The sequence below is a fragment of the Flavobacterium dankookense genome, assembly GCF_004362665.1.
Classification (GTDB): Bacteria; Bacteroidota; Bacteroidia; order Flavobacteriales; family Flavobacteriaceae; genus Flavobacterium; species Flavobacterium dankookense.
On the sequence record NZ_SNXR01000015.1, the window covers coordinates 53,281 to 78,608 of the forward strand.

Annotated in this window: 22 protein-coding genes; 2 read left to right on the forward strand and 20 right to left on the reverse strand. The window is 31.0% G+C overall.

Going from position 1 to position 25,328, the window contains the following annotated elements; all coding sequences use genetic code 11:
- Nucleotides 1–8 precede the first annotated feature (8 nt).
- The 7 genes from BC748_RS10515 to BC748_RS10545 all read right to left on the reverse strand — a co-directional run bounded on the left by BC748_RS10515 (nucleotide 9) and on the right by BC748_RS10545 (nucleotide 8,357).
- Entirely contained in the window at nucleotides 9–2,306 is a 2,298-nt protein-coding gene (locus tag BC748_RS10515) for a T9SS type A sorting domain-containing protein (protein ID WP_133533456.1), read from the reverse strand.
- A 275-nt stretch (nucleotides 2,307–2,581) separates the two neighbouring features.
- Nucleotides 2,582–3,028 (reverse strand): TlpA family protein disulfide reductase, encoded by a 447-nt coding sequence (locus BC748_RS10520; protein WP_162846446.1) that lies wholly within the window; start codon nucleotides 3,026–3,028, stop codon nucleotides 2,582–2,584.
- A gap of 22 nt (nucleotides 3,029–3,050) precedes the next feature.
- Nucleotides 3,051–4,103 (reverse strand): hypothetical protein, encoded by a 1,053-nt coding sequence (locus BC748_RS10525; protein WP_133533458.1) that lies wholly within the window; start codon nucleotides 4,101–4,103, stop codon nucleotides 3,051–3,053.
- A gap of 63 nt (nucleotides 4,104–4,166) precedes the next feature.
- Entirely contained in the window at nucleotides 4,167–4,382 is a 216-nt protein-coding gene (locus BC748_RS10530) for a hypothetical protein (RefSeq protein ID WP_162846447.1), read from the reverse strand.
- 522 nt (nucleotides 4,383–4,904) lie between these two features.
- Nucleotides 4,905–6,533: an L-glutamate gamma-semialdehyde dehydrogenase gene (gene pruA, locus BC748_RS10535; protein WP_133533460.1), complete on the reverse strand. Its 1,629-nt coding sequence runs from the start codon at nucleotides 6,531–6,533 to the stop codon at nucleotides 4,905–4,907.
- 114 nt (nucleotides 6,534–6,647) lie between these two features.
- Nucleotides 6,648–7,034, reverse strand: coding sequence for a Co2+/Mg2+ efflux protein ApaG (gene apaG / locus BC748_RS10540; protein ID WP_133533461.1), 387 nt, complete (start codon nucleotides 7,032–7,034; stop codon nucleotides 6,648–6,650).
- 69 nt (nucleotides 7,035–7,103) lie between these two features.
- On the reverse strand, nucleotides 7,104–8,357 hold the full coding sequence (locus BC748_RS10545; RefSeq protein WP_133533462.1) for a type IX secretion system plug protein: 1,254 nt from the start codon (nucleotides 8,355–8,357) through the stop codon (nucleotides 7,104–7,106).
- 188 nt (nucleotides 8,358–8,545) lie between these two features.
- On the opposite strand from BC748_RS10545, the gene BC748_RS10550 reads away from it, so the two are divergent.
- Entirely contained in the window at nucleotides 8,546–11,356 is a 2,811-nt protein-coding gene (locus BC748_RS10550) for a M16 family metallopeptidase (protein ID WP_133533463.1), read from the forward strand.
- A gap of 60 nt (nucleotides 11,357–11,416) precedes the next feature.
- Here BC748_RS10550 and BC748_RS10555 read toward each other — a convergent pair whose 3' ends face one another.
- From BC748_RS10555 to BC748_RS10610, 12 genes are all read right to left on the reverse strand, one after another.
- Nucleotides 11,417–12,187, reverse strand: coding sequence for a class I SAM-dependent methyltransferase (locus tag BC748_RS10555; protein ID WP_133533464.1), 771 nt, complete (start codon nucleotides 12,185–12,187; stop codon nucleotides 11,417–11,419).
- A 49-nt stretch (nucleotides 12,188–12,236) separates the two neighbouring features.
- On the reverse strand, nucleotides 12,237–12,614 hold the full coding sequence (locus tag BC748_RS10560) for a GxxExxY protein (protein ID WP_133533465.1): 378 nt from the start codon (nucleotides 12,612–12,614) through the stop codon (nucleotides 12,237–12,239).
- A gap of 47 nt (nucleotides 12,615–12,661) precedes the next feature.
- The gene (map, locus tag BC748_RS10565) at nucleotides 12,662–13,480 is read right to left on the reverse strand and encodes a type I methionyl aminopeptidase (protein WP_133533466.1); all 819 of its coding nucleotides are present in this window, start codon (nucleotides 13,478–13,480) and stop codon (nucleotides 12,662–12,664) included.
- Nucleotides 13,481–13,522: 42 nt separating this feature from the next.
- Nucleotides 13,523–14,908 carry a TolC family protein gene (locus BC748_RS10570; protein ID WP_133533467.1) on the reverse strand — a complete coding sequence of 462 codons (1,386 nt, stop codon included), beginning with the start codon at nucleotides 14,906–14,908 and terminating at the stop codon, nucleotides 13,523–13,525.
- A gap of 143 nt (nucleotides 14,909–15,051) precedes the next feature.
- Nucleotides 15,052–16,398: an HlyD family secretion protein gene (locus tag BC748_RS10575; RefSeq protein WP_133533468.1), complete on the reverse strand. Its 1,347-nt coding sequence runs from the start codon at nucleotides 16,396–16,398 to the stop codon at nucleotides 15,052–15,054.
- A gap of 5 nt (nucleotides 16,399–16,403) precedes the next feature.
- On the reverse strand, nucleotides 16,404–18,068 hold the full coding sequence (locus BC748_RS10580) for a peptidase domain-containing ABC transporter (protein ID WP_133533469.1): 1,665 nt from the start codon (nucleotides 18,066–18,068) through the stop codon (nucleotides 16,404–16,406).
- 2 nt (nucleotides 18,069–18,070) lie between these two features.
- Complete coding sequence (locus BC748_RS10585) at nucleotides 18,071–18,745, reverse strand: TetR/AcrR family transcriptional regulator (protein WP_133533470.1); 675 nt, start codon at nucleotides 18,743–18,745, stop codon at nucleotides 18,071–18,073.
- Between the two features lie 8 nt (nucleotides 18,746–18,753).
- The gene (locus tag BC748_RS10590; RefSeq protein WP_133533471.1) at nucleotides 18,754–19,455 is read right to left on the reverse strand and encodes a TerC family protein; all 702 of its coding nucleotides are present in this window, start codon (nucleotides 19,453–19,455) and stop codon (nucleotides 18,754–18,756) included.
- Nucleotides 19,456–19,465: 10 nt separating this feature from the next.
- Nucleotides 19,466–20,098, reverse strand: coding sequence for a leucine-rich repeat domain-containing protein (locus BC748_RS10595; RefSeq protein ID WP_133533472.1), 633 nt, complete (start codon nucleotides 20,096–20,098; stop codon nucleotides 19,466–19,468).
- Nucleotides 20,099–20,183: 85 nt separating this feature from the next.
- A complete protein-coding gene (locus BC748_RS10600) occupies nucleotides 20,184–20,561 on the reverse strand; it encodes a mechanosensitive ion channel domain-containing protein (protein WP_246014035.1) in 378 nt (125 codons plus the stop codon).
- Between the two features lie 138 nt (nucleotides 20,562–20,699).
- Nucleotides 20,700–21,479 (reverse strand): DUF2490 domain-containing protein, encoded by a 780-nt coding sequence (locus tag BC748_RS10605; protein WP_133533474.1) that lies wholly within the window; start codon nucleotides 21,477–21,479, stop codon nucleotides 20,700–20,702.
- A gap of 54 nt (nucleotides 21,480–21,533) precedes the next feature.
- Entirely contained in the window at nucleotides 21,534–22,199 is a 666-nt protein-coding gene (locus tag BC748_RS10610) for a hypothetical protein (RefSeq protein WP_211338555.1), read from the reverse strand.
- A 200-nt stretch (nucleotides 22,200–22,399) separates the two neighbouring features.
- Between BC748_RS10610 and BC748_RS10615 the strand changes: the two genes are divergently transcribed.
- Nucleotides 22,400–23,671: an acetyl-CoA hydrolase/transferase family protein gene (locus tag BC748_RS10615; protein WP_133533475.1), complete on the forward strand. Its 1,272-nt coding sequence runs from the start codon at nucleotides 22,400–22,402 to the stop codon at nucleotides 23,669–23,671.
- 138 nt (nucleotides 23,672–23,809) lie between these two features.
- On the opposite strand, the gene gpmI is transcribed toward BC748_RS10615, so the two are convergent.
- A complete protein-coding gene (gene gpmI, locus BC748_RS10620; RefSeq protein WP_133533476.1) occupies nucleotides 23,810–25,327 on the reverse strand; it encodes a 2,3-bisphosphoglycerate-independent phosphoglycerate mutase in 1,518 nt (505 codons plus the stop codon).
- Between the last annotated feature and the right edge of the window lies 1 nt (nucleotide 25,328).

Here is a 25,328-nt window from a genome sequence, read left to right on the forward strand (position 1 = left end):
TTTTTAGTTTATGATTTTATAATCTTCTTCGTAATACTTCCTTTTTCATTTGAAATAGTTATTAAATAAACACCTTTATTTAATGATATCGGAATTTCTAAAACTCCATTTATAATATTGTGTTTTGTGTTGTAGATGGTTTTTCCTAGTAAATCCACAACTTTAATATTCGCGTTTTCAATTGCATACGATGTATTAATTTCTATGGAATTAACAACTGGGTTTTTTATCCATAAACTTTCAAATGCAATTTCATTAGTTGCTAACTCACCATTTAAAATTTCATTAATGGCGAAAGTTACATTGTTTTCGTTTAAAGTCACATGATTTTCATTTACTGTTGGTATTGAAGAAGCAACAAAAGGTGTAACCGAATTTGAATCTACAGGTGAATATAAATTATTAGTACTCGATATTGCCATCGAACTCCAAGTTGGAATAAAGGTGAAATAGTCTGCATTTAAATTATTGAAAAACTCAGTTAACAACGGATCGGTTCCAAGTCCTTCTTCAAATCCAGTCATATCAAATCTTCCACCAGGAGCAGAGTCTAAACCATCAGTAAATGTTGGAGCTTTTGAATTGGCTAAACTTTCGAAACCAGTAAACCAGAAGAAAACCAAATATTGTTGACCTTGCAATCTGCTCACCTGATTCGTTTGATTTGCTGCAGGAGTAAATCTGAGATTTAAGATAGCTCTTTGTGTTGAGCTAACATTGAAGGTATAGTTCATTACTTCAAAATTTGGAGTGTAATTCATAGCTCCATTACTGGCTCCATTTGAAATAGTTACATTTCTAACTGTTGTTGGAAATCCCATTGTATTTAATTCATTTTGAAAAGCAGTTCTAAAATTTGGAGCTCCAGTTGGAACTAATGAAGCTGAAGCAGTGTTAAATTCAAAAGCACTATTAGGCTGTAGATGTCCTTCAAAATGGTCAATTAGCATTTGTCTTGCTGCTGGACTTTTTATCAAACCATCAACAACAGGTTGAACAGCAGCTATTCCTAATGGTCCATAAGCCATGTAATTGAAAAGATGTTGAAAACCTATCGGAACATTGGCACCTTGATGTGGCGAGTCAAACGAAATATATAAACGCGTATCATGATTTAAATTATTCATTTCCATATAGCGTAGAGCATATCTAGAAATCAATCCACCCATACTCGGTCCAATAACGACGTTTTTTTGATTGCCAACTTTTTGAGCATTAATTTGATTGATTAACTCCACTAAAATAAATGCATTTCTTTGAATAAAATCAACGCCACCATCAACAACAGTTGCGGTATTTGTTCGAGTATAAGTTGGAAAATTTAAAAGCACAATGTCATAACCTTCTGTTCTTAAATAATCAGCAAGGTTTTGGTTTGAACCATAATTTAAAGAGGAATAAAGAGTTGCAATATCACGAGTATCTCCAGGATCAAAACCATCTACTAGGAAAATTGGTTTGTCTAAAATTCCATCAACAGTGTCGAGGAAAACTTCATATTCGCCTTGTCCAAAAAAACTTTGACTTTCTCCATAACCTTGATAAGGAATGGTTGCTGTTATTTCTGATACAATATTTGGAGAAAATGCTGTTGAACTATTTCTGTTTGCGACTAAATTTTTCTTGTCAAAAACTTCAATATCAAATGATTGAATGATTGATTTTCCATCAGTAAATTGAATTTTGCAAGAGACTGTTTGTTTTCCAATTTGATTAAAATTAATTTGAAATGGAATATTACTTTGTATTGTTTTCCAATCATTATGACCATTGTATTGAAGCCCAATACTTTTAATTTTTCTTGATGTAGTGTTGAAAATCAATTCATCTTTGAGAATAAAGCTTACTGCTTTACTGTTTGATTTTGAGAGCAAAGCCGACATTAAATTTACTGAATGTGTATCGAAAATAGCATTAGCATTTTGCTTTGCTTCAAACTGTTGATTAGCATTTAAAACCAAATCACCATTAGTTAGGCTTTTTTGACTAATTTTATCAAAATCAGCAATTAAAATACTCAATGGAACTTGATTTTGAGCAAAACCTAAATTTGCAACTTCTTTTAAAGTTTCCAGTTTTGGTAAACGATTTAAAAAATCAGCCCGTTGCATTTCATGATAAACTTGAAAAAAATAAGTTGAAGTTATACCTACTTTTTTTAATTCGGTTGCATTTGAAATTCCGAAAACTTTGTCATAGATGATTTTTGTTTCTGATTTGTTTTTCAATAAATCATACGATTTGTCTTGTCCAAAAGTGAAAATGGAATAAAGAACGAAAAGGAGTAGCGTAATTTTTGTCTTCATAGGTTGTTTTTTTGATGTTCGAATATACAAAAAATCTACAATTTAAAAAATAAAAAAAGTTCAAGTTTCGGCTTGAACTCTTTGATTTGCTATAGTTGCTAAACTGAAATTTAGTTCAAATTAAAGATTAAAACAGTTTATTATATATCGATTCAATACATTTGCCTGTTGCTACTTTAACAGCTGTAAACTTTCTACTAAGAAGAAATTTTATCAAAGGGAAGTCAGAATTATTTATGTTTAAAAAAAATGCAAAGGACTATAAAATTTATATCTCATATAGTTTTCAATTCATCATAATCTATTATTTCCTTAACAAAATTACCATTTTTGTCATAATGCAATATTGTGGGAATTGACATGCTAAAACCTAAACCAAAGTCTTTCTGAAAATTCTTGTTGTAGTCGATTAAAATATATGGAGTAATTTCATTAAGTTTATTCTTTTTTACGAAAGTAGAAACAGAAGTCAAATCTTTTTCTTCTGTGACAAATAAATAATTGACATCTTTTCTTTTTATTGATATTTTTTTAATTTCACTTATTGCATCCGTACAATAATCGCAATCAGTTGAAAAAAAAACTATTAATGTTTTTAATCTTGGTAAAGATGAAACTCTTACGATTTTGTTATTGATGTTTTTATATGAAAAATCAGGTATTTTGCTCCCTGATATATGTAGTATAAATGTTTGATATACAATAAATAGTGATACAAACATAAATAATAATTTAAGAATATTTTTATAATTTTTCATAATTGTTTAGATCAAACTTTATTGCATTATTGTCGCAGAAATCTGACGTGCTTTCAATCCTAAATTTGTTTGTGAATTTATTACCTTTAAAATTACCTTTTGTTTGTGTGAAAATTAAATCGTATTTTGATGTTACTAATTCATATTTTAAATCATTTTTTTTAAATGAATAGAATAATGTCTCATTTTCAATGAAGTATGATTGTTGAGCTTTATCATCAACAATCAAACAGTCTACAGTGTTAGATTTATTTTTAGTTAAATTCATTTGAAGTTCATAGATGCCAAAATCATCTTTATCAACAATTATATAACCTTCGTAGCTAAATTTTCTTTTTTTCTTACTTTTAAATATAATTTTGTGAAATACACTGTCGTTTATTATGTTGAAATAATAATCTTCTTTGTTTTTTAAAATTTCTGGAAAATCTTTCTGAAAATAAATACTTCTCATTCTTGAATTAATAGGAATCCAAAAAGAAACATTCTTGTCTCGAACATTGTATGTTAATGTGTTTTTAGCTTCTTTAAAATTTTTAATAATTTTATTCTGAAGATTAATATATCTGCCATCGTTCATTTTCCAAATTAATCTGTTGTTTAAGTAATGTAAAGTGTCTTTTTCAACTAGCAATAAATTATAGTATTGTGTTTTTAGCGAATTGGAATATATCTGTTGGTTTTTTGTTAAATTATATTCGATTTTTTCTAAAATTTGTTTGTTGCTCAAATTTTGTATTCTAACTTCATTTAATTCAATAGTTTGGATGAAATCTAAAAAAATAACATCTGAAATATCTCCTTTAGATAGTGATAAATCATAATAATCCTCTTTTACAAGTTGAATAGAATTTAAGTTAGTAATATCAATTTTTACTTTTCCATAAGTGTTTGTGGCTCCAATCAATTTGTTTTCACTATACAAGAGAACATTATGTAGGCCTTCATTGTTTATTGATGACTTGATAATTATTTCTTTAACTTGACTTATTGAAAATGATACGTTTATTAAAAATAGAAATAAGATTATTTTTTTCATTAATTAATTTTTTTATTAAATATTTTCAGGGTCATAAACCCTGAAAATATAATGATTAGTTCATTATTCCCAGAACCAATCCCATGAACCATTGTTTTTACCACAAGGAGTTGAAGAAACTAAAACCTCTTGTCCATTAGCATCGAAGTCATAGACATCAATACTTCCTGTCCATACTTTTACAATTCCTAGAAAGTTAATGCTTGTTTTACAAGTGTTTACAGTTCTTCTTGCTTCTGCTGTGTACACAACACCTAGGAGACAAAGCCCCAAAATCATTTTTCTCATTTTGATAAGTTGAATTGTTAATAAATTATTTTTTTGTTTAATTCGGTAAACAAACTTTCTTTCCTACAACCATTTTTTTCTTTGAGTAATGGATATATCTCGCAATTCGTAGCTACTGAATATTTTTAAGAACGACTTTTTATGCATTGATTTGATAAGTTTTAGATGGTATTAGAATTATTATCTAACAAAATTTTAATAAATTATAGTATTCTGTGACAGACAAATTTCCAATTACCTTATAAGCATCAGTAAAAACTTATATTAAACTCCCATAACAAAGCAGAAAACCCTTTTTTAGATCAACAATTTAGATTAATTAAATAACCTCAATTCGTAAATGAGTATTCAAATTTATATTTTGATTAAATAATTTTTTGTAGCTTTTTTTTTTTTTGGAATAGAATTTTTTCTACAAATATGTAATTTTGAACTAAACACCTTATTTATGCAAATAAAAAAAGTCCAAGCTTTCACTTGAACTTTTTGATTTGTTTTTAAAAAAAATAGGTATTATTCTCCCAAAAATGGATAACGATAATCTTCTGGTGTTACAAATGTTTCTTTAATTGTTCTAGGTGAAACCCAACGCAATAAATTTTGCATTGAACCTGCTTTATCGTTTGTTCCCGAAGCTCTTGCGCCACCAAAAGGTTGCATTCCAACAACAGCTCCAGTTGGTTTGTCGTTGATGTAGAAATTTCCAGCACAGTTTTGTAAAGCAACAGTCGCTTCTTCAATGGCGTATCTATCTTGGCTAAAAACAGCTCCAGTAAGTGCATATTCAGAAGTTCCATCAACTAATTGCAGTGTTTCGTGCCATTTTGAATCTTCATATACATAAATGGTAATTACAGGACCAAAAAGTTCTGTTTCCATAGTAGCATATTTTGGATTTGTTGTAACAATAACAGTTGGTTCAATAAAATATCCTTTGGATTTATCATAATTTCCACCAGCGATAATCTCCGCATCAGCATCTTTTTTCGCTTGGTCGATGTAACTTGCTAGTTTGTCAAAAGAAGCTTCGTGAATTACAGCGGTTATAAAATTTCCAAAATCTTCAGGCGAACCCATTTTTAAAGATTGTAAATCGGAAAGTAGTTTTGATTTTACATCATTCCATAAACTTTGCGGAATGTATGCTCTTGATGCAGCCGAACATTTTTGTCCTTGGAATTCGAAAGCACCACGAACAATTCCAGTTACTACTTGTTTTACATTAGCCGATGGATGAGCAAGAATAAAATCTTTTCCTCCAGTTTCACCAACTATTCTAGGATAAGTTTTGTAGTTGTGAATATTGTTACCAATTTTTTTCCAAATTTCTTTAAAAATAAAAGTAGATCCAGTGTAATGAATTCCTGCAAAATCAGGACTTGCAAAAGCAGTATCAGAGATCATTGCGGCATCACCAAAAACAACATTAATTACGCCATCGGGTAAACCTGCTTCTTTGAAAATATCAATAATTACTTTTGCCGAAAACACTTGACTATCACTTGGTTTCCATAAAACTACATTTCCCATCATTGCTGCACTTGCTGGCAAATTAGCAGCGATTGCAGTAAAATTAAAAGGTGTTACAGCATACACAAAACCTTCTAATGGACGATATTCAACACGATTCCAAATATCGGAAACCGAAGTTGGTTGGTCGTTATAAATTTGCGTCATGAATTCAACATTGTATCTCAAAAAATCGATTAATTCACAAGAAGCATCAATTTCGGCTTGAAATATTGTCTTTGATTGCGCAATCATTGTTGCAGCATTAATTCGTGCACGATAAGGTCCAGCAATTAACTCAGCGGCTTTTAAGAAAATAGCAGCGCGTTGTTCCCAAGCCATGTTTGCCCATTTTGTTCTGTTTTCTAAACAGTTGGCAATTGCTTTTTCAACGTGACTTTTTTCAACCAAATGATAGGTTCCAACAACATGCTGATGATCATGTGGCGCAGTCATGTTTCTTGTATTTCCGGTTCGAATTTCTTCACTTCCAATATAACTTGGAACATCAATGGTTTCGTTCCACATTTTTTTATAAGCTTCCAAAACTTTTGCTTTTTCGGGCGAATTTGGAGCATATGATTTTACGGGTTCGTTGACTGCTTTTGGCACGTGAAAAAATCCTTTTAACATAATAGAGGTTTTAAGATTATTGAACTATTTTATAATTAGATAGCTTAAAAATTGAGAATTACTTAATTTTAAACAAAAGTACAAAGGTTTTTTTGAATTATTATCAAGTAGAAATTAATTCAATGCAAATGGTGCGCTTAACTTAAATGTTGGCACAATTACTTTAAAATTTCGAGTAGAAGTGAAGTTGACCATATTAAAATGACCTCGCATTGCTCCAAATGGCGACGAGAGTAAACAACCCGAATTATAAGTATGGGATTCTCCAGGTTTTAGCACTGGTTTTTTGCCAATTACGCCTTCACCATCAACAACTTCAAGGTTGTTTAGAGAATCAAAAATTTCCCAATGACGAGTTATTAATTGTACTGAGTCTTTACTATGGTTTTCAATCGTAATTTCATAACTGAAGGCAAAATGAATCTTATAGTTTTTGAAGTACGTGCCTTCAAAACTAGTAGTGACTGAAATTTTTATACCTCGTGTTATTTGAGTAACCATATAGAAAATTGTATAACGATGTCAAATTTACAAAAAATACAATTCTCAATGCTATTTTAACGTTAATTTTTAATAGGTTGCGTCAATTGAATTTGCCAATCCTTTCCCGATAATTCTATCGTATCTTTGGTTGTTTTCTTTGTAGTAGACTAATGCAAAATAATTATTTTCTGTTTGATGAAAGTTGCCATCGATAGCATTTTCTTCATCAATTTTACCAGACGAGTCGGAAATCACATATTGAAAATTAGTGAATCCTTGTTTTATCATAATCGCTTTTTCATAAACGCCTTTTTCTGCATTATAATCCATCTTGGTTTCGTCGTTGATTGCGAAATTATTGAACATTCCATTAACATAAATTGATTTTTTTCCAAAATAATTTGGAGCAGAAAGTGTAAAGAAAACCCATGCATAATCGGCTTCAATCTCGTTTCGTTCCGCATTAATGTTTTTGATTATAAAATTTCCATTAATATCTGGAAAAAAGGTATAAGGAACATTTGCTCTTGCTTGACTAGTATATAAATGTGAATTGTAAACACCTCCATTTGTATCTATTCCTGCAATGTTATTATTGGCAGCTCGAATGTCTTTGTTTTCAAAGAAAAGAAATTCATTTCCTGCCCAAAATTGAGTTTCAGAATCATATCTGTAAATTAAATCATTGCCGATAGTAAATTGCGGTTTTATATTGGTAATAGCATTATCAAATTTTCCATTTTGCATCAGCATTACTTTCACGTTTTGCAACGGACTTTGAAAATTAATTGTTGCTGATTTAATGCTAAATTCAATGTTGTGTTTTTGATTTATTACAGATAAATTTCTTGGTCTTTTTACTTGCATTGGAACCGTAACTAAGTCTTCAAATAAAATAAATTTTCTAGAAAAAACAACTTCTTTATCATCATTTAAAATTTTGATAACATAATTTCCACTTACTCTAAATTGTGTAAATCGATTTGGAAAAGTTAACCGATAATGGGAATAAAGTTGAAGTGTAGTCAATGAATTGGTGTAATCTTGAATTCGTTGATCATCAAATCCATTTAGATATTCATTTTTTGATAATTGTGACGGTTTCCAGTCATAATCACAATGGGTAATGGTGTAAAAATAATTGGCTTCAGTTCCGAATAAGTCATCAAATTGAAATTGAAAACTATCTCCAAGCCGAAAAATAGGAATCATGTTTTGCTCGTTTTGAACAAAAGTGATGGTTTTAATATTGTATGGTGGCGGAATTTCTTTCTCTATTTGAGCAAAAAGATTTCCTGAAAGTAAAATTGTAGTTAATAATAAAATATGCTTCTTGATCATAGGTTTAAAATTTCTATTTGTAAATATACTAATTTTTGCTACACAAATTATGCCGTAGTTTATTGTTCTATTTTGATTGCTAAAATACAGTTAAATAAAATCGAACAAAAAAAATATTTTCCTACACTTGCAATAAATGTAATATTTATCCGTTATAATATTTTTAAACTTAACTAATTTATAATCTTATGAAGAAAAATTTCAAGTCTCTTTTTCTTTTTTTATTTGCTTCAGCATCAGTTTTTGCTCAGCAATTAAAAGAAACTGATGTAATTCCTTTTGACAAAAGTGTCAAAAAAGGAACATTAAAAAATGGTTTAACCTACTACATTAAAAAGAATGCAAAACCTGAAAACAAAGTCGATTTACGATTGATTATCAATGCAGGTTCCATTTTAGAAAACGATGACCAACAAGGTTTAGCGCATTTCATGGAACACATGTGTTTCAACGGAACCAAAAGATTTCCAAAAAATCAATTGGTAGATTATTTACAAAGTATTGGTGTAAAATTTGGTCAGCATTTGAATGCTTACACTAGTTTTGACGAAACCGTTTATTTCCTTCCAATTCCTTCGGATAGTCCTGAAAAAGTTGAGAAAGGTTTTCAAATTATTGAAGATTGGGCTTTTAACGCTAATCTAACTCCTGAAGAAATCGACAAAGAAAGAGGAGTTGTTTTAGAAGAATATCGTCTTGGACTTGGAGCAGACAAAAGAATGCAAGATAGATACATTCCAAAAATGATGTACAATTCTCAATATGCTAATCGTCTCCCAATTGGTAAAAAAGAAATTCTTGAAAACTTTACCTATGATAAAGTAACAAGTTTTTACAAAGATTGGTATCGACCAAATTTGATGAGTGTAATTGTTGTTGGAGATATTGATGTGGCTGAAATGGAGAAAAAAATCAAAGACCATTTCGAAAAATATCAAAATCCTAAGAATGAAAAACCAAGAAAAGCATTTGAAGTTCCAAATCACAAAGAAACCTTTGTTTCAATAGAAAGTGATAAAGAAGCAGCTCAAACGCAAATCCAATTACTTTATAAAGATTACGGTTCGCCGAAAAAAATCAAAACAATTGGCGATTATAAAAACAGATTGGCGGAAGGTTTATTTTCAACGATGTTGAATAACCGTTTAAACGAATTAACGAATTCTCCAACGCCACCATTCACTTATGGTTATACGTATCACGGTGGAACTTTTGCTAGAGAAAAAGAAGCTTTTCAGTCGTTTGCAATGATTGATGAGAAAAAACAAATTGAAGCGTTGAAAGTCTTAGTTTCTGAAAACGAAAGAGTGAAGAAATTTGGATTTACAGCTGGTGAATTTGAAAGAGCTAAAAATGAAATTTTATCCAGAGTTGAAAGTCAATTTAAAGATAAAGACAAAACAGAATCGGAGAATTTTGTTTGGGAATGTCAGTCTAATTTCTTGGAAGGAATGCCAATGTCCGGAATTGAATGGGAATATGCAACGATTCAAAAAATCTTACCAACAATTAATTTAACGCAAGTTAATGGTTTGATAAAGGATTTTATTAAAGATGACAATAGAGTAATTGTAATCACATCGCCAGAAAAAGAAGGTTTGAAAAAAGTAACTGAAGCGGAAGTTTTAGATGCTTTAAAAGTTAATTCAAACGATTTAAAACCGTATGAAGATAAAGCAGTAGCTTCGAGTTTGATTAGAAATACTGTAAAAGAAGGAAGCATTTCAAAAAAAGAAACCAATGATAAAATTGGCGCAACAACTTTAACTTTATCTAATGGAGCAAAAGTAACGTACAAGAAAACCGATTTCAAAAATGACGAAATCATGTTAGAAGCCATCAGTTTTGGAGGTTCAAATTTGTATTCTAATGATGAAATGAAGAAAACGCAGTTCGCTAACGGCGGTTTGACAGAAGCAGGTTTTTCTGGATTAAAACAAAATGATATTGATAAATTTATGGCAGGAAAAATTGCTTCTGTTTATCCATTTATAAGCAATACTACAGAAGGTTTCAGAGGAAGCACAACTCCAAAAGATTTAGAATATGCTTTCCAAATGATTCATGCCTATTTTACCGATTTAAATTTTGATGCCGATGCTTTTGAAGGTTACAAGCAAAAGCAATCTAACTTTTTCGAGAACATGATTTCACAACCTAATTTCTATTTCCAACAAGAGTTTTATACTTATTTGAATAAAGAAAATCCAAGATGGAACGGAATAGTACCAACAGCTGAAAAATGGAATGAAACGGATTATAAGTTAGCTTACAATAAATTTAAAGAACGTTTTTCTAATGCTGGTGATTTTGAATTTTTCTTCGTAGGAAATGTTGATGATGCAAAAATGGAAGAATTTGCCAAAAAGTATATAGCTTCATTACCATCAAACGGAACAAAAGAAACGGCAAAAGATTTAGGATATAGATTCTTAAAAGGCGATATCAAAAAAGTAGTGAATAAAGGAAAAGATCCAAAAAGTAATGTAACCATTATGTTCTATGGCGATGCACCTTATTCTGCAAAAGAAGCTGTTGCCATGACAGCACTTGGAGAAGTTTTAACTATCAAATTGGTTGAAGAATTAAGAGAAAACGAAAGTGGTGTTTATGGAGTAAATGCTCGTGGAAGTATGTCAAAAGTTCCTTATGGTTCGTATAATTTCAACATTAGTTTCCCTTGTGGACCAGAAAATGCTGAGAAATTAATAGCATCTGCTTTGGCTGAATTGGATAAAATCATCAAAAACGGTCCAGAAGAAAAAGATGTAAACAAATACAAAGAAGCAGAAGCTTTGGATTACAAAAAGAAAATCAAAGAAAACCGTTATTGGATGACTAATTTTACTCGTTCGTTTATGAATGGTTCTAGTCCAGAAGAAATTCTAACGGCTTCGGATAAAGTGAAAGAAGTTACAGCTAAAGATATTCAAGATGTAGCAGCTAAATATTTATCGAAAGATAAAGTAATTGGAATTTTAATGCCAGAAGCAAAATAAAAGGTTGATTTATAATTAAAAAACCACGTCTTGTTTAACTTGACGTGGTTTTTTTACTTTTTATTTAAAACAAACTGGAATTATTTCTCCTTTAGCCAAACAGCATTTTTCTACTAAATCAGCCGAAATTTTATTAGTATAATCTTCTTCGACAACTTTAAAACCGATACTTCTCAGTTTATCAAAATAATCTCGTCCATAAACGCGAACGTGATCGTATTGCCCGAAAATTTTAGCACGTTCTTTTTGGTCAACAATGCTATCATCCGAAAAAGTTGTTGCTCTTGATAAATCCTGCGGAATTTGAAAAATACCCATTCCACCAGGTTTTAAAACACGATATAACTCTTGCATCGCTTTAGTATCATCAGGAATATGTTCTAAAACGTGATTGCAAAAAATAATATCATAACTGTTGTCTTCAAAAGGTAAATTACAAATATCTGCTTTTACATCTGCCAACGGCGAAAGTAAATCGGTTGTTGTATATTCAATATTAGTTTGCTTTTTGAACCTTTTGTAAAATTCTTGTTCAGGAGCAAAATGTAAAACCTTTTTCTTTTCTTTTGAAGTAAAAAAATCAGTTTCATTTTGAAGATACAACCAAAGTAAGCGATGTCTTTCTAAGGATAAAGTACTTGGCGACAATACATTGTTTCTTTGTGTTCCATAGCCATAAGGCAAAAACATTCGAAAACTTTTACCGTCAATTGGATCAGTAAAACGATTTCCTTTTAACAAAAATGCCAAAATCGGACGAACTACAATACTCAATCGGATTAATATCGGACGAGGAATAGTATTTAATATAAATTTGAATGCTTTTTTCATAGTTATTTCACGGAGTTTCTCAGAGAAAACACAGAGTTTCGCAAAGATTTTAAGTGTTGTTTATAAATCTTTTTATATTGTTTTTTAAAATTTTACTGTGAAAATTCATTAGTAAACCAATCGGATGATTTCCTAGTTTTAAATAGGTTAGTATTTGAGCAAAATGTACATCAGTAAAATTTTCAACAGTTTTAATTTCGATGACCAATTTGTTTTCAATCAATAAATCTATACGATATCCATGGTCAAGCTTTATGTCTTTGTAAATTACGGGTAACGCTTTTTCTTTTTCTACTTTTAGTCCAGCATTTTTTAACTCATAAAAAAGACATTCTTGATAAGCAGATTCTAATAAACCTGGACCAAGTTCTTTATGAACTTCTATGGCTAAACCAATGACTTTATATGTTAATTCGTTTATTTCCATTTCTTTGTGAAACTCTGTGTTTTCTCTGAGAAACTCTGTGTAATAAATTATAACACCAATGGATTTTTTCTAAACTCATTTTCTTCCTCAGATTTTATTCCCAAAACATCATAAATATATTGAAATGTAGAAAGCAATTCGGGTTTTCCATTGACTAAAGCTACATTATGTTCAAAATGCGCGCTTGGTTTTTTGTCGGCAGTAACAATCGTCCAGTTATCTTTTAGTGTTTTGATGTTTTTGGTTCCCATATTAATCATCGGTTCGATAGCAACAACCATTCCTTCGATAAATAGTTTTCCGCGACCGCGTTTTCCGTAGTTCGGCATTTCTGGACCTTCGTGCATTTTTTTTCCTAATCCGTGACCAACCAACTCACGAACAACACCATAGCCAAAACTTTCGGTGTATTTTTGAATAGCATTTCCAACATCTTCTACACGATTTCCAGCTTTAAATTCACGAATTCCGATATAGAGACTTTCTTTGGTTACTTCTAACAACTTTTTGGTTTCTGGAGCAACGTTTCCAATTTCAAAAGTATAAGCGTGGTCGCCATAAAATTCATTCATCAAAACACCACAATCTACCGAAACAACATCGCCATCTTCAATTGGACGATTGGTTGGCAGACCATGAACAACTTGCTCATTAACGCTAGTTAACAATGTTGACGGACAACCATATAGTCCAAGAAATCCTGGAATTCCACCGTTGTCTCTAATAAATTCTTCGGCTTTTTTATCGAGTTCTAAAGTAGTAACACCTTCTTTTATTTCAGTAGCAATCATACCTAAGGTTTTAGAAACCAATAAAGCACTTTTGCGCATTAATTCAATCTCTTCTGAGGTTTTTGGAATAATCATTTTTCTAATTTTTCAGTGTGCAAAAGTAGTTATTTTTAATCATTATTCCGGATTAGCCATGATTTTGAACAACGAAGCATTGGATTCAAAAAATTTATTTTCGATGGAAAGCTGTGATAGTTGTGCTGAAACCAAATTATTTTCGCGACTATTAATCAAAAAAATTGAGCTTTCGCCAAATGAAAAAAGTCTTTCTTCGGAGTTGAGCATTGTACTGTAGTCAGTTACCAATTCATCAATATAGTTTTTTTGTTTTTCTAATGAAGTGATTTCTGCTTGTTGAGCATTGATTTTATTTTTCAGTTGAACACGTTCCAAATCCAAATCGAATTGCGCATTTTGCAGTTTTAATTTAGCTAATTTTAAACTCCCACGTTCTTTTCGAAGAAAAATAGGAAACGCAAAATTAACACCAACTTTATAATCTTGAAAACGATAATTGTCAATATAGCTTGGTTCGGAAAGATAGGAATAACCTAAGTCAATTTTGGGCAAAAGCATGTTGGCTTTTAATTTTCTTTCTACATCGAGCATCTGTATTTTGTTTTCCAAAGCATTGATTTTTGGATGGTTTTCCAACGAAGGTGTCATCATCAATTCGTTTGTTCGAAGTGTTTCTCTAATGGTTAATTCAAGCTTTTCTTCGGGTATGATATTTTCTTGTAATTCTAACGGAACATTGTTTTCTAACCAAAGAAAATTTGCTAACTCCAATTTGGACTTTGTAAGTTTAAGTTTTGATTCTTCTAAACTCAATTTGCGATTTCTAACAATTATTCCAGCTTCAACGCTATCAATAGCAGGTTTATCACCTTCTTTTATTAATCTTGAAACTCCATTAAAACGAATTTGAGCATTGGATAAATAGTTTTCATATAGTTTAACTTCATTGTAGTTTCTTTTCCAATTGAAATAGGCAACAGATGCATCATAAAGTACAGCAACTGCCATTAAATTTCTTTCGGCTTGACTGAGGTTTAGTTGTATTTTGGCTTTTCTCAAGTCGGCCATTCGTTGATTGATGAACAAACCTTGTCCTATTGGAACTGAAATTCCGAAGGATGTTAAACCTTGGTTTGGAACGGTGTTTTCTGGATTTAGATAAATGCCTTCGTTGTTGTCAAATCCGGCTTTTACTTCTATTCCGTACCAAGTTGGAATTTTAAAACTACTGTTCAATATCGAATAATATTCGCTGTCTTTGAATTTTTTTTGTTCAAAATCAACTTCGATTTTTGGATCAAATCCACCGCGTGCCATCATTAAATTAGCTTGTGCTTGATTGATTTCTAAACCTGCGCTTTTTACTAACGGATGGTATTTTTTTACGTAACCTAAATATTCATTGAAAGTGAGTTCTTGAAGGTTGTTTTCTTGTGCAACAACCCAAGTTGAGAATAGTAAGAGTATGAGTGATTTTAAATTCATATTTTGTTGCCTTTTGATTGTGTTTTAACCCTGATCTCGTCATTGTTGGAGCTCTTAACTTATTGATTAAATAAGTTAAAGCGACTGACGAGAGCAGGAACATGGATAGCATAAATGCGCAAGCCATTCGTTTCTAAAAAAAATTATTTTTTCTCTGTTGTGGTTTCTCCTTTGGGTTGATAATAATTTGGTGGAAATCCGTTCAAGGTTCGCCAAATTTCAAACCAAATTGGAACGTTGTCTAATAATGCAAGTGTTTGTGCACCAGATCCAATACTAACTTGTTTTGGCCAAGCTTCTTCACTTTCATCGGGTGCAATTAGTACTCGAAATTTTCCATTTGAACTGATGAAGTTTTCAACGGCTACGATTTTTCCTCCAAAAGTTCCATAGGACATATTTGGCCAGCCGGAAAAGACAATGGTTGGCCAACCGTCGAACCAAATCCTAACTTTTTCGCCTTTGTGGATTAACGGTAAATCGGTTGGATTAACATAGGTTTCTACTGCAATGTCATATTTTGAAGGCATAATACTTACGATTTGTGTGCCTTCTTTTATAGTTTCTCCAATTCCTGATTGTAATGCACGGTTTACATAGCCACTTTGTGGTGCTTTTATGTAGTACATTCCGTTACGGATTTTATAATTACTGTATTGATTTTTCAGTTTATTTACTTGTGCTTCTGTGTCAAATTGGTTACTCAATGCTGTGTATTGATCACTTCGTGCTTTTTGTTCTTTTTCGTTATACTCTGCTATTATTCTGTTGATTTCTACCTTAGCATTAATCAATTCGTTTTTGCTGGTTAATAATTTATTTTCTTGTGTTATTATTTTGGCTTCAACATCTTGAAGTTTTAGTCTTTTTTCTTCGACATCTACTACTGCTTTAAGTCCTTCTTTTTCGAGAGTTGAAGAACGGTTGAATTGTGTATTAGCAATTCTTACTTGTGTTTTTACAGCAATTAGATCCATGCTGTCACTTTTTACTTTTAGAATAGACTGTCGGATTTTGTTTCTTGCTTGTTCAAGTTTTAAGTTTCTTTCATTCTGAATAGCTACTATTTGTGATGATAAAGTAGTTACTTTTCCACCATATGATTGTTGTGCCATTTCTTTTGCTTTGAGTTGGCTTTCGGTGTTTTGTACTAAATTTGGGTCAAGATATTCCTCTTTTGTTTCTGAAATGAAAAGAATTGTATCTCCTTTTTTAACAAAATCGCCTTCTTTTACATACCACTTTTCAATTCTTCCAGCTATTGCAGTATGAATGGTTTGTGGACGTTGATCGGGTTTTAAAGTTGTAACTGCACCAGTTCCCGAAATATTTTGTGTCCATGGTAAAAACAAAAATACTAATGCAAGCAGCGAAACTCTAATAATAATTTTGTTCAAAATTTTATAATGAGGTCGTTCACTTAGGTTTTTATAAGTGCTGTACTTTTCAATATTTTCATTGATTTTGTTGTTATTTGAAATGTTAAGCATGTTGATTAGATTTTAATATCGTTGATGATTTTTCCTTCGCTCATTTTTATAACTCTATTGCATTTAGCTTTCCAATTTTCATTTTTAGAAGTTACTATTAATGTCCATTTATTTTTATCGGAAGTAATAAAATTGATGATGTCGTTTGCAGCATCGGCATCCATTTTGTCAAGTACATCCTCATAGAAAAGAATTTTTGGTTTGCTAATGATGCTTCTTGCAACTAATATTTTTTGGGCGTTTGATGAAGAAAGTTGTTTTCCTTCGGGAGAAATTTTAGTATCAAGTCCATTAGGTAACGATTTTATAAAATCGCCCAACTTTACGCTATCAACTGCCCATTTTATATTTTCTTGAGTTATTAATGGATTATTGAAAGTGATGTTTTCTTGAATTGTTCCTTCAAATGGTGTTTCGCCGTTCATAATGGTGCTAATTTGTGAACGGAAATGAGTTAAGTCAATTTTTCTATAGGTATCGTCGTTTATATAAAACGAACCCGATGTTGGTTGTAATAATCCCGAAAGTACTCGAATAAGTGTGGTTTTTCCAGAACCATTTAAGCCGTCAAGATATATTTTTTCGGATTGTTCTATCGTTAAATTAATTTTTTCTAAAACAAAATCAGTTGAATCGGGAAATTTGTAACTCATGTTTTCAGTTGCCAATTGAATGTTGGTGTAGCAAAAATCAGCATTCGATGTTGATGATTCCTCAATTTCTAAATCGGTAATTTGACCAATTTTTTCCACCGCTGTTAATACATCATAAAGTGTTTCTAATCCAATAATTATTTTTTCTACTGAATTGATAACCAATAAAATAATGATTTCGGCTGCTACGAATTGTCCAATATTCATTTTTTGATTTAAAACTAAATAACCACCAATGAATAGTAATCCTGCAGTAATTATAATTTTGAAAATGATAAGTTGTGTGTATTGTCTTTTGATTACATTAAAGTGTTTTTCTCTGTAATTAATATATTCTGAAACCAAATGATTGTTTTTACTTAATGCAAAGTCAAAATTGGTTGCTTTCTTAAAACTGAAGTTATTTCGAGCGATTTCTTGTAGCCAACTTACAACTTTATACTTGTATTTGGATTCTTTTAAACTACTTGATAATCCTGAGTTAAAAGAGAACTTGAAAATAATATAAAGTAAAATAATTAGGAAAAAACCAAATAATATAAAAAAGGAATGGTAAAATGATAGCAATATAATTCCAAATAGAATTTGAAGTATTGCTGTTGAAAAATCAATCAATAATTTAGAAATTCCTTTTTGAATGGTCAAAGTGTCAAAAAAGCGATTGGCCAATTCTGGTGGATATTCGTCGTATAATTCTTCTGACTTTATTTTAGGAAGTCTAACACCAAATTCAAAAGATGAACGAACGAAGATTTTTTGTTGTAAATTTTCAGTAATTCGGAGTTGCATTAACGATAATATTCCGGCTAATGCAACACCAATAATTACAATAAAAACCAAGACAATCCACGAAATACTAACGCGTCCAGATTGGATTAAATTAATAATTGCTTGTATTCCAAGTGGAAGAGATAAACTCACTAATCCGGCAAAAATGGCGTAGAAAATAACTTGGATAATGTCTTTTTTATCCAGTTTTAATAGATTGATTGTTCTTTGTACGGCAGTTAATTTCATCTTTATTTCTTTAATGTTTTGTAGGCAAGTTCAATGTAAAAATCAGTTGGAGAATTATTTTCATTGCAATTGGTTATCGTTTTTAAATGGTCTTTTAAAAAATGTTGGTGCAACGAACCTTCAACAATAGACGAAGCTAAACTTTTTGAAAAAGAATAGTTTGGATTTACTTCTTCAATAATTGAGATTAATCTATTGATTACACTTTTATATACTAAAAAGAAACCTTCTTTGTTTTCTTCATCAACCTCTTTAGTTAATAGTGTTTTGGTGAATTCTGCAATTATAATTTGGTTCAAAACCGCTTCGTTAATATGTAGTGTTTGAGTGTCATCATCAATTTTTTCAGTAACTATAGTGATTGCTCTTTTTAACTTTTCCAATGGATCACTAATATTTGTGATTGAAAAAAGCATTCGGTATTCCATCCATGCCCAATACCATGAACATAAATATAGTAATAATTTGTGTTTACTTTCAAAATAACGATAAATAGAACTTTCGTTGGAACCAATTTTTTCGCCAAGCTTTTTAAATGTAAAATCTTCAAAGCCAATTTCGTTGATTAAAATAATGCTCTGGCTAATGATTTTTTTTCCTAAATCCGATGTTTCAGGGTTTTTGACAAATAATTTAGGATTTACAGTGATTGTGATATTTGAAAGTATATTTTGCATGATATTAACTATTTTTTTGTTTTATTCGGCATCGTTTTCATTTGAATAACATCTACCAAAAAGGCAAATGCCATTGAAAAATAGATATATCCTTTAGGTATTTCAAAGTGAAAGCCTTCAGCAATAAGCGAAACTCCAATCATCATCAGAAAACAAAGTGCTAATATTTTAAACGATGGATGTTTTGAAATGAATTCGCTGATAGGTTTAGAGGCAAATAACATAATAATAACGGTAACAATTACTGCAGTGTACATCACCCAAAGTTCATCGACCATTCCTACAGCTGTAATAATAGAATCAACTGAGAAAACTAAATCCAGTAGAATAACTTCGCCTAAAAGTTTTTTAAAACTTCCTTTTTTTGGTAGCTCATTTTCATGTGAATTGGCAATTTCTGTTTTGTGATAAATCTCTTTGGTACTTTTATATATTAAAAATAAACCACCAAGTATTAAAATAATTCCTTTTCCAGTGAAGTCAATTTCGAATAACGAAAATAGTGTTTTATCTAATTTTAAAATCCATGAAATGAAAGCAAGTAAAGCCAATCGCATTACCATAGCCAATCCAATTCCCCAAAATCGCAATTTATTTCTCTGACTTTCGGGCAATTTATCAGCAAGAATGGAAATAAAAATGATGTTATCAATTCCTAGGATTACTTCGAGTGCAATTAATGAAATTAAAGGTATTAAAGCGTCTATCATATTGTTTGTTTTAGAAATTTATTTTAAATCCAAAGTTTAAATTTTTCATATCTTGTAATTCTGGTTTAATATCATTTCCTCTTAAATCAAGATATTTTATATGGTCTAAGGTTTGTATTTCAGGAATTTTTTTAAATTTATTCTGATTAAGGTATAAGTTTTCTAAACTTTTAAATTCTAAAATTTCACTTGGTAATTTCGATAAATTATCGTTTTCAAGATGTAGTGTTTTTAAATTGGGTAGTTTTGCTAAAGTGGATAATGTTTTTGGTAGATTCATGTTCTTTTCATCATTCAAATAGATTTCTTCAAGGTTGGTTAAGTTAGAAATTTCTTCTGGTAATTTTATGAAATCGTTTCCACTTAAATCCAATACTTTTAGTGATTTAATTTTGGTTATTGCTATTGGTATTTGCTTTAATCGATCGTTTTTTAAAGTAAGATATTCTAGATTTATAAACTGTAACCATTGTTCATCGGTTACATTGATTTCTTGATTGCTAAGATTTAATCTAATAACTTTTTCAGGATTTTTGAGTGCTTCGCTCAAAGAATTAAATTCTTTATTCTTTTCATTGTCTTGACCAAAAATCATATTAGAGATCAAAAATATAAATGCGAAAGTGTAATTTAATTTTTTCATGATTGATATGTTTTAGTGTTCAACAATAAATGTAAGTGCAAATATAATAGTAAAACTATTAATATATGGTTTCATACTATTATTTTCACTTTGTTTTAACTTTTGTTTTTTCAATAACAGCAACTGACTTTTGTAGAATTAAAGAATTTGGTATTGTAATAATTTTTTCATTTGATAATTTTAAATGAACAAAAAAATATGTTAAATCTGAAATCTCTCCTTCAATTGTGTAATCTTTGTCTAAAATTTCTATGGTATCACCAATTTTCAAAGGATGATTAAAAAAAAGAATAATACTTGATGTAATATTTGATAATAAAGACCATTGAGCAAAAAATGCAATACCAAGAGCGGTTAAAATAGTACTAGTAAAAAGTGCTATTTGATTTTGTTTTAATCCCCAAATTGCTCCTATAAGTAAAATTGCAGCAAATAAGGAAATTAAGTTAAACGCTTTTATCATTATTTTTCTTCTACCTCTTTGTAGTTGTGTGTTTTTTAAAAATTTATTTACTGTAACCTTTGTCATAAAGAAACAAACTATATAGGCAACGATTACAATTACGGTCTCAATTACTCGAATGTCAAATGGTTTCATCTTTTACTTATTTTTTTTAGACAAATCAAAGCTGAAGTTAGTGTTAACGATAAATCCATTATTGTTTTGATAAACATTTTGGTTATTTACTTCTCTACCAAGTTGTAGTGTTTGATTTAGATAACCTGCTTCAATTCGAAGTGTATTATTAAATCGATAACCAAATAATAAACCAATTCTATTTTGATCGAAAATATTTTCATTTACATTTTTTCCAAATCCAATGAAAAGTTCATTGTAAGCAGCAACATAAGGTGTTTTGTTTTCAATTTTATCACCTTTTAATGGTATTTGAACTCTAATCATGTATCGAAATCGGTTTAATAAAGGGAATTCATCTTCTTTTGATAAACTTATATTAGAATACCTGCCAACCCATCGTTGTTCTAGCATAAATCGATGTGAAATATCTATTTTTGAAATTTTATCGGTTAATGTTATCATCTGAAAAGTTCTATGTTCAGTAAAATCTTTTCCCATTCCGTTTATTGGTGTTTCACCATATGCATAGGTTTCTATCCAAGCATAGCCAAGTCGAAATTGAACTTTAGGATTTAGTTGATAATTTACGCCCAATCGAAGCAAACTTTGCTGTTTATCTGTAATAAAATTGTCTCTTCGAATTTGATACTCACTATGAATACTGTATTTTTCATTCAATTTGAAAGTGCCAAAATAGTTGTACCAGCCAATATCATTTCGCTCTATCTTACGATTATTTTGAGCAAATAGGTTGTTAAATGAAAATAGTAAAATAAAAGTCAAAAAGTAAAATTGTTTCATAGTTTATAAAAATTTAGGGCTAATCCACTAAAATGAATTAGCCCAATTTATTTCTTATTTTGTTGGAGAAAAAGGCAATGATGATTTGTGAACTATTATTCTTAGTTTACCATCTTTTCCTTTTTTGAAAACCCAAGTTTTATCAACCATTACTTCTTTACCGTTTTTATCGGTTACCCAAACATTACCCATGGTTATTGCAATAGAACCATAAATTTGAATGCCTTCATTGTTTTTTCCTGCATTATCATATCTTGCTTTTACCCATGGCGTTAGTGCAAAACCTTTATCATTCGGATAATCAGCATCTCCACCAATAAAGTATGCTAAAGCACCTTTTTTATCATTTCTAAAAGTTTGATCTCCATAAGCCAATGTTGGTTTGAAAAACACTTTTCCATAATCATAATTGTAAGCATCAGATAAGACTTGTTCAGCAAACGCTTTGTAATCGCCTCCTTCTTCTTTTAGTTTTCCAATTTTAACCAGTGCATCACACCAATCTTGTTGCGCTTTGTTTACTTCTTCATAAGTGATGATAGTTTGTGCACCTTCTTCAACATACACTAATCCAAGTTCATCAATTACTTTTTGAACTTCATCCGAAGTTTTTGTAACTTGATTTTTTACTTCTTCTTTTTTTTCTTCTTTTGATTGATTACAAGAAATAAGGAATGTTCCAGTTGCAAGTGCTAAAAATAAGGTTTTTCTAATTTTCATTTTTTTTAAATTTAATGTTAGTACTTCTTTAAAATAATTTAGCTAAACTTTTAATTTTGAAATTAATCTATACAAAGATAATAGTAAAACTATTAATTTTGAGATTTTAACTTTTATTTATAATTTGTTTTGTTCAATTTCTATGAGAATTGTCATATTTTTAAAATGATAATCTCAATAATTTTACAAAAAATAGAAATATGAGCAAATATGTAACCGCTGATGAAGCTGTAAAAGTGGTAAAATCTAATGATAGAGTTTATGTCCAAGCAGCAGCAGCAACACCAACCGTTTTAACTAAAGCATTAGCAAAAAGAGCAACCGAGTTACGCAACGTTGAGGTTTGTCATCTTCACACCGAAGGCGATGCGCCTTATGCAAATCCTGAATTTGCCGAAAGTTTTCACGTGAATTCCTTTTTTATCGGTGCCAATGTTCGTCATACCTTAACTGCTGGAAATGGTTCTTATACACCAGTTTTTTTAAGTGAATTGCCCAATCTTTTCCGAAAAAATGTCTTGCCAATTGACGTTGCGTTTATTCATGTTTCGCCACCAGATAGTCACGGATATTGTTCGCTAGGCGTTTCTGTTGAAGCAACCGTTGCAGCCATTGAAAATGCCAAAATTGTCATAGCACAAGTCAATCCACAAATGCCACGAACCTTTGGTGACGGAATTCTACATGTTTCCGAAATCAATTATTTAGTAGAAGTCAATCTGCCAATTCATGAACATCCAGTTGCCGCTTTTTCAAAAGAAGAAGAAAAAATTGGCGAGTACATTGCTTCATTAATTGAAGACAGAAGCACACTTCAAATGGGAATTGGTTCCATTCCAAACGCAGCGTTGAGTAAGTTAAAAAACCATAAAGATTTAGGATTACATACCGAAATGTTTTCCGATGGAGTGATTGATCTGATAGAAAGTGACGTTATCAATTGTAATTATAAAGGAACACTTCGCGGTCGAGCTTTGGCTACATTTTTAATTGGTTCCAAGCGATTGTATGATTTTGTAAACGACAATCCGTTTATCGAAATGAAAGAATCCTCAATGGTTAACGACACAGCCCGAATTCGTAAAAACCCAAAAATGGTCGCTATAAATTCGGCAATCGAAGTCGATTTAACCGGTCAAGTTTGTGCCGATTCCATTGGTGCCAAAATGTATTCTGGAGTTGGCGGACAAATGGATTTCATTCGCGGCGCATCATTAAGTCCAGGTGGAAAAGCCATCATCGCTTTACCGTCAATCACTAAAAAAGGCGAAAGTCGCATCGTTCCATTCTTGAAGCAAGGCGCAGGAGTTGTGACGACTCGTTCTCATGCGCAATACATCATTACCGAAAATGGAATTGCCAATTTGTATGGCAAAACCCTAAAACAACGAGTGTCAGAATTAGTTAAAATTGCCCATCCAAATCATCAAGAAAGCATCGAAAAAAGCTATTTTGACCTGATAAATAAATAGGAGCGAATCGTTTGGGACTTTTTGGATTCCCTATTCCTGCTTTTCGTTACAATAAAAAATGCTTCCAAACAATGGAAGCATTTTTTATTTACACTGCAATCAGGGCTAAATAGTTTTTGTCTTTTGTAAAATCAAAATTTACAACAACGATTTTCCTGTCATAACTACTGGTTTTTCAATTCCCATCAATTCCAAAATCGTTGGAGCAACATCGCCAAGAACACCATCTTTTACTTGAATTGGGTCATTGTCAACCATAATTATCGGTACAGGATTGGTTGTGTGTGCAGTATTCGGACTTCCATCTGGATTAATCATCGTTTCGCAATTTCCGTGATCGGCAATAATAATGGTTGTATAATTATTTGCCAAAGCGGTTTCTACAACTTCTTTTACACAAACATCAACTGCTTCACAGGCTTTGATGGCAGCTTCCATAATTCCAGTGTGACCAACCATATCGCCATTAGCAAAATTCAAGCAAACAAAATCAACTTCACCTTTTTGTAATTCAGGAACCAAAGCATCTTTTAATTCAAACGCACTCATTTCGGGTTGTAAATCATAGGTAGCAACCTTTGGAGAATTTCTCAAAATTCGTGTTTCACCTTCAAATGGAACTTCTCTTCCGCCAGAAAAGAAAAACGTCACGTGTGGATATTTTTCAGTTTCAGCAATGCGGATTTGTTTTTTTTCCGCTTTTTCCAAAACTTCTCCAAGTGTTTCTGTAATATTGTCTTTGTCATAAATCACATGAACATTAGAATAGGTATCATCATAATTAGTCATTGTGACATAATACAAATTCATTTTGTGCATATTGAATTCGTGGAAATCTTTTTGCGACAACGCCTCGGTTAATTCTCTTCCTCTGTCTGTTCTAAAGTTAAAGAAAATCACCACATCATCCTCTTCAATTTTAGCCAAAGGCTTGTTGTTTTCATCAACTACAACTAATGGTTCGATAAATTCATCGGTTATATTTTGATCATAACTTTGTTGGATGCTTTCAACTGCATTTGTTGAGTGTTTTCCAATTGAGTTTACTAATAAATCATAAGCTAGTTTTACTCTTTCCCAGCGTTTATCTCTATCCATTGCATAATATCTTCCAATAACTGAAGCGATTTTTGCAGATGTGTTTTGAATATAATTTTCTAAATCTTGAATGTAATTTTTTCCCGATTTTGGATCAACATCGCGACCATCAGTAAAAGCGTGGATATAAACTTTGTCAAGTCCAAAAGCTTGCGAAGCATCAACTAAACTTCTTAAATGCGACGTGTGAGAATGAACGCCACCATCGGAAACTAATCCTAAAAAATGAACGGCTTTGTTGTTGTCTTTGGCATATTGAAATGCATCAATCAACGGTTTTTCTTGCGCCATTGTTTTATTGGCAACAGCCAAATTAATTTTTGCTAAATCTTGATATACAATTCTTCCAGCACCAAGATTCATGTGTCCAACTTCGGAGTTACCCATTTGACCTTCGGGTAAACCTACGTTTAAACCATCAGTTCTAAGTTGCGCATTGGGATATTTAGTATATAATGAGTTTATAAAAGGAACATTTGCATTGTCTATTGCAGAAACTTTTGGATCGGGTGATTTTCCCCAACCATCTAAAATCATAAGGATTACCTTTTTATTCATG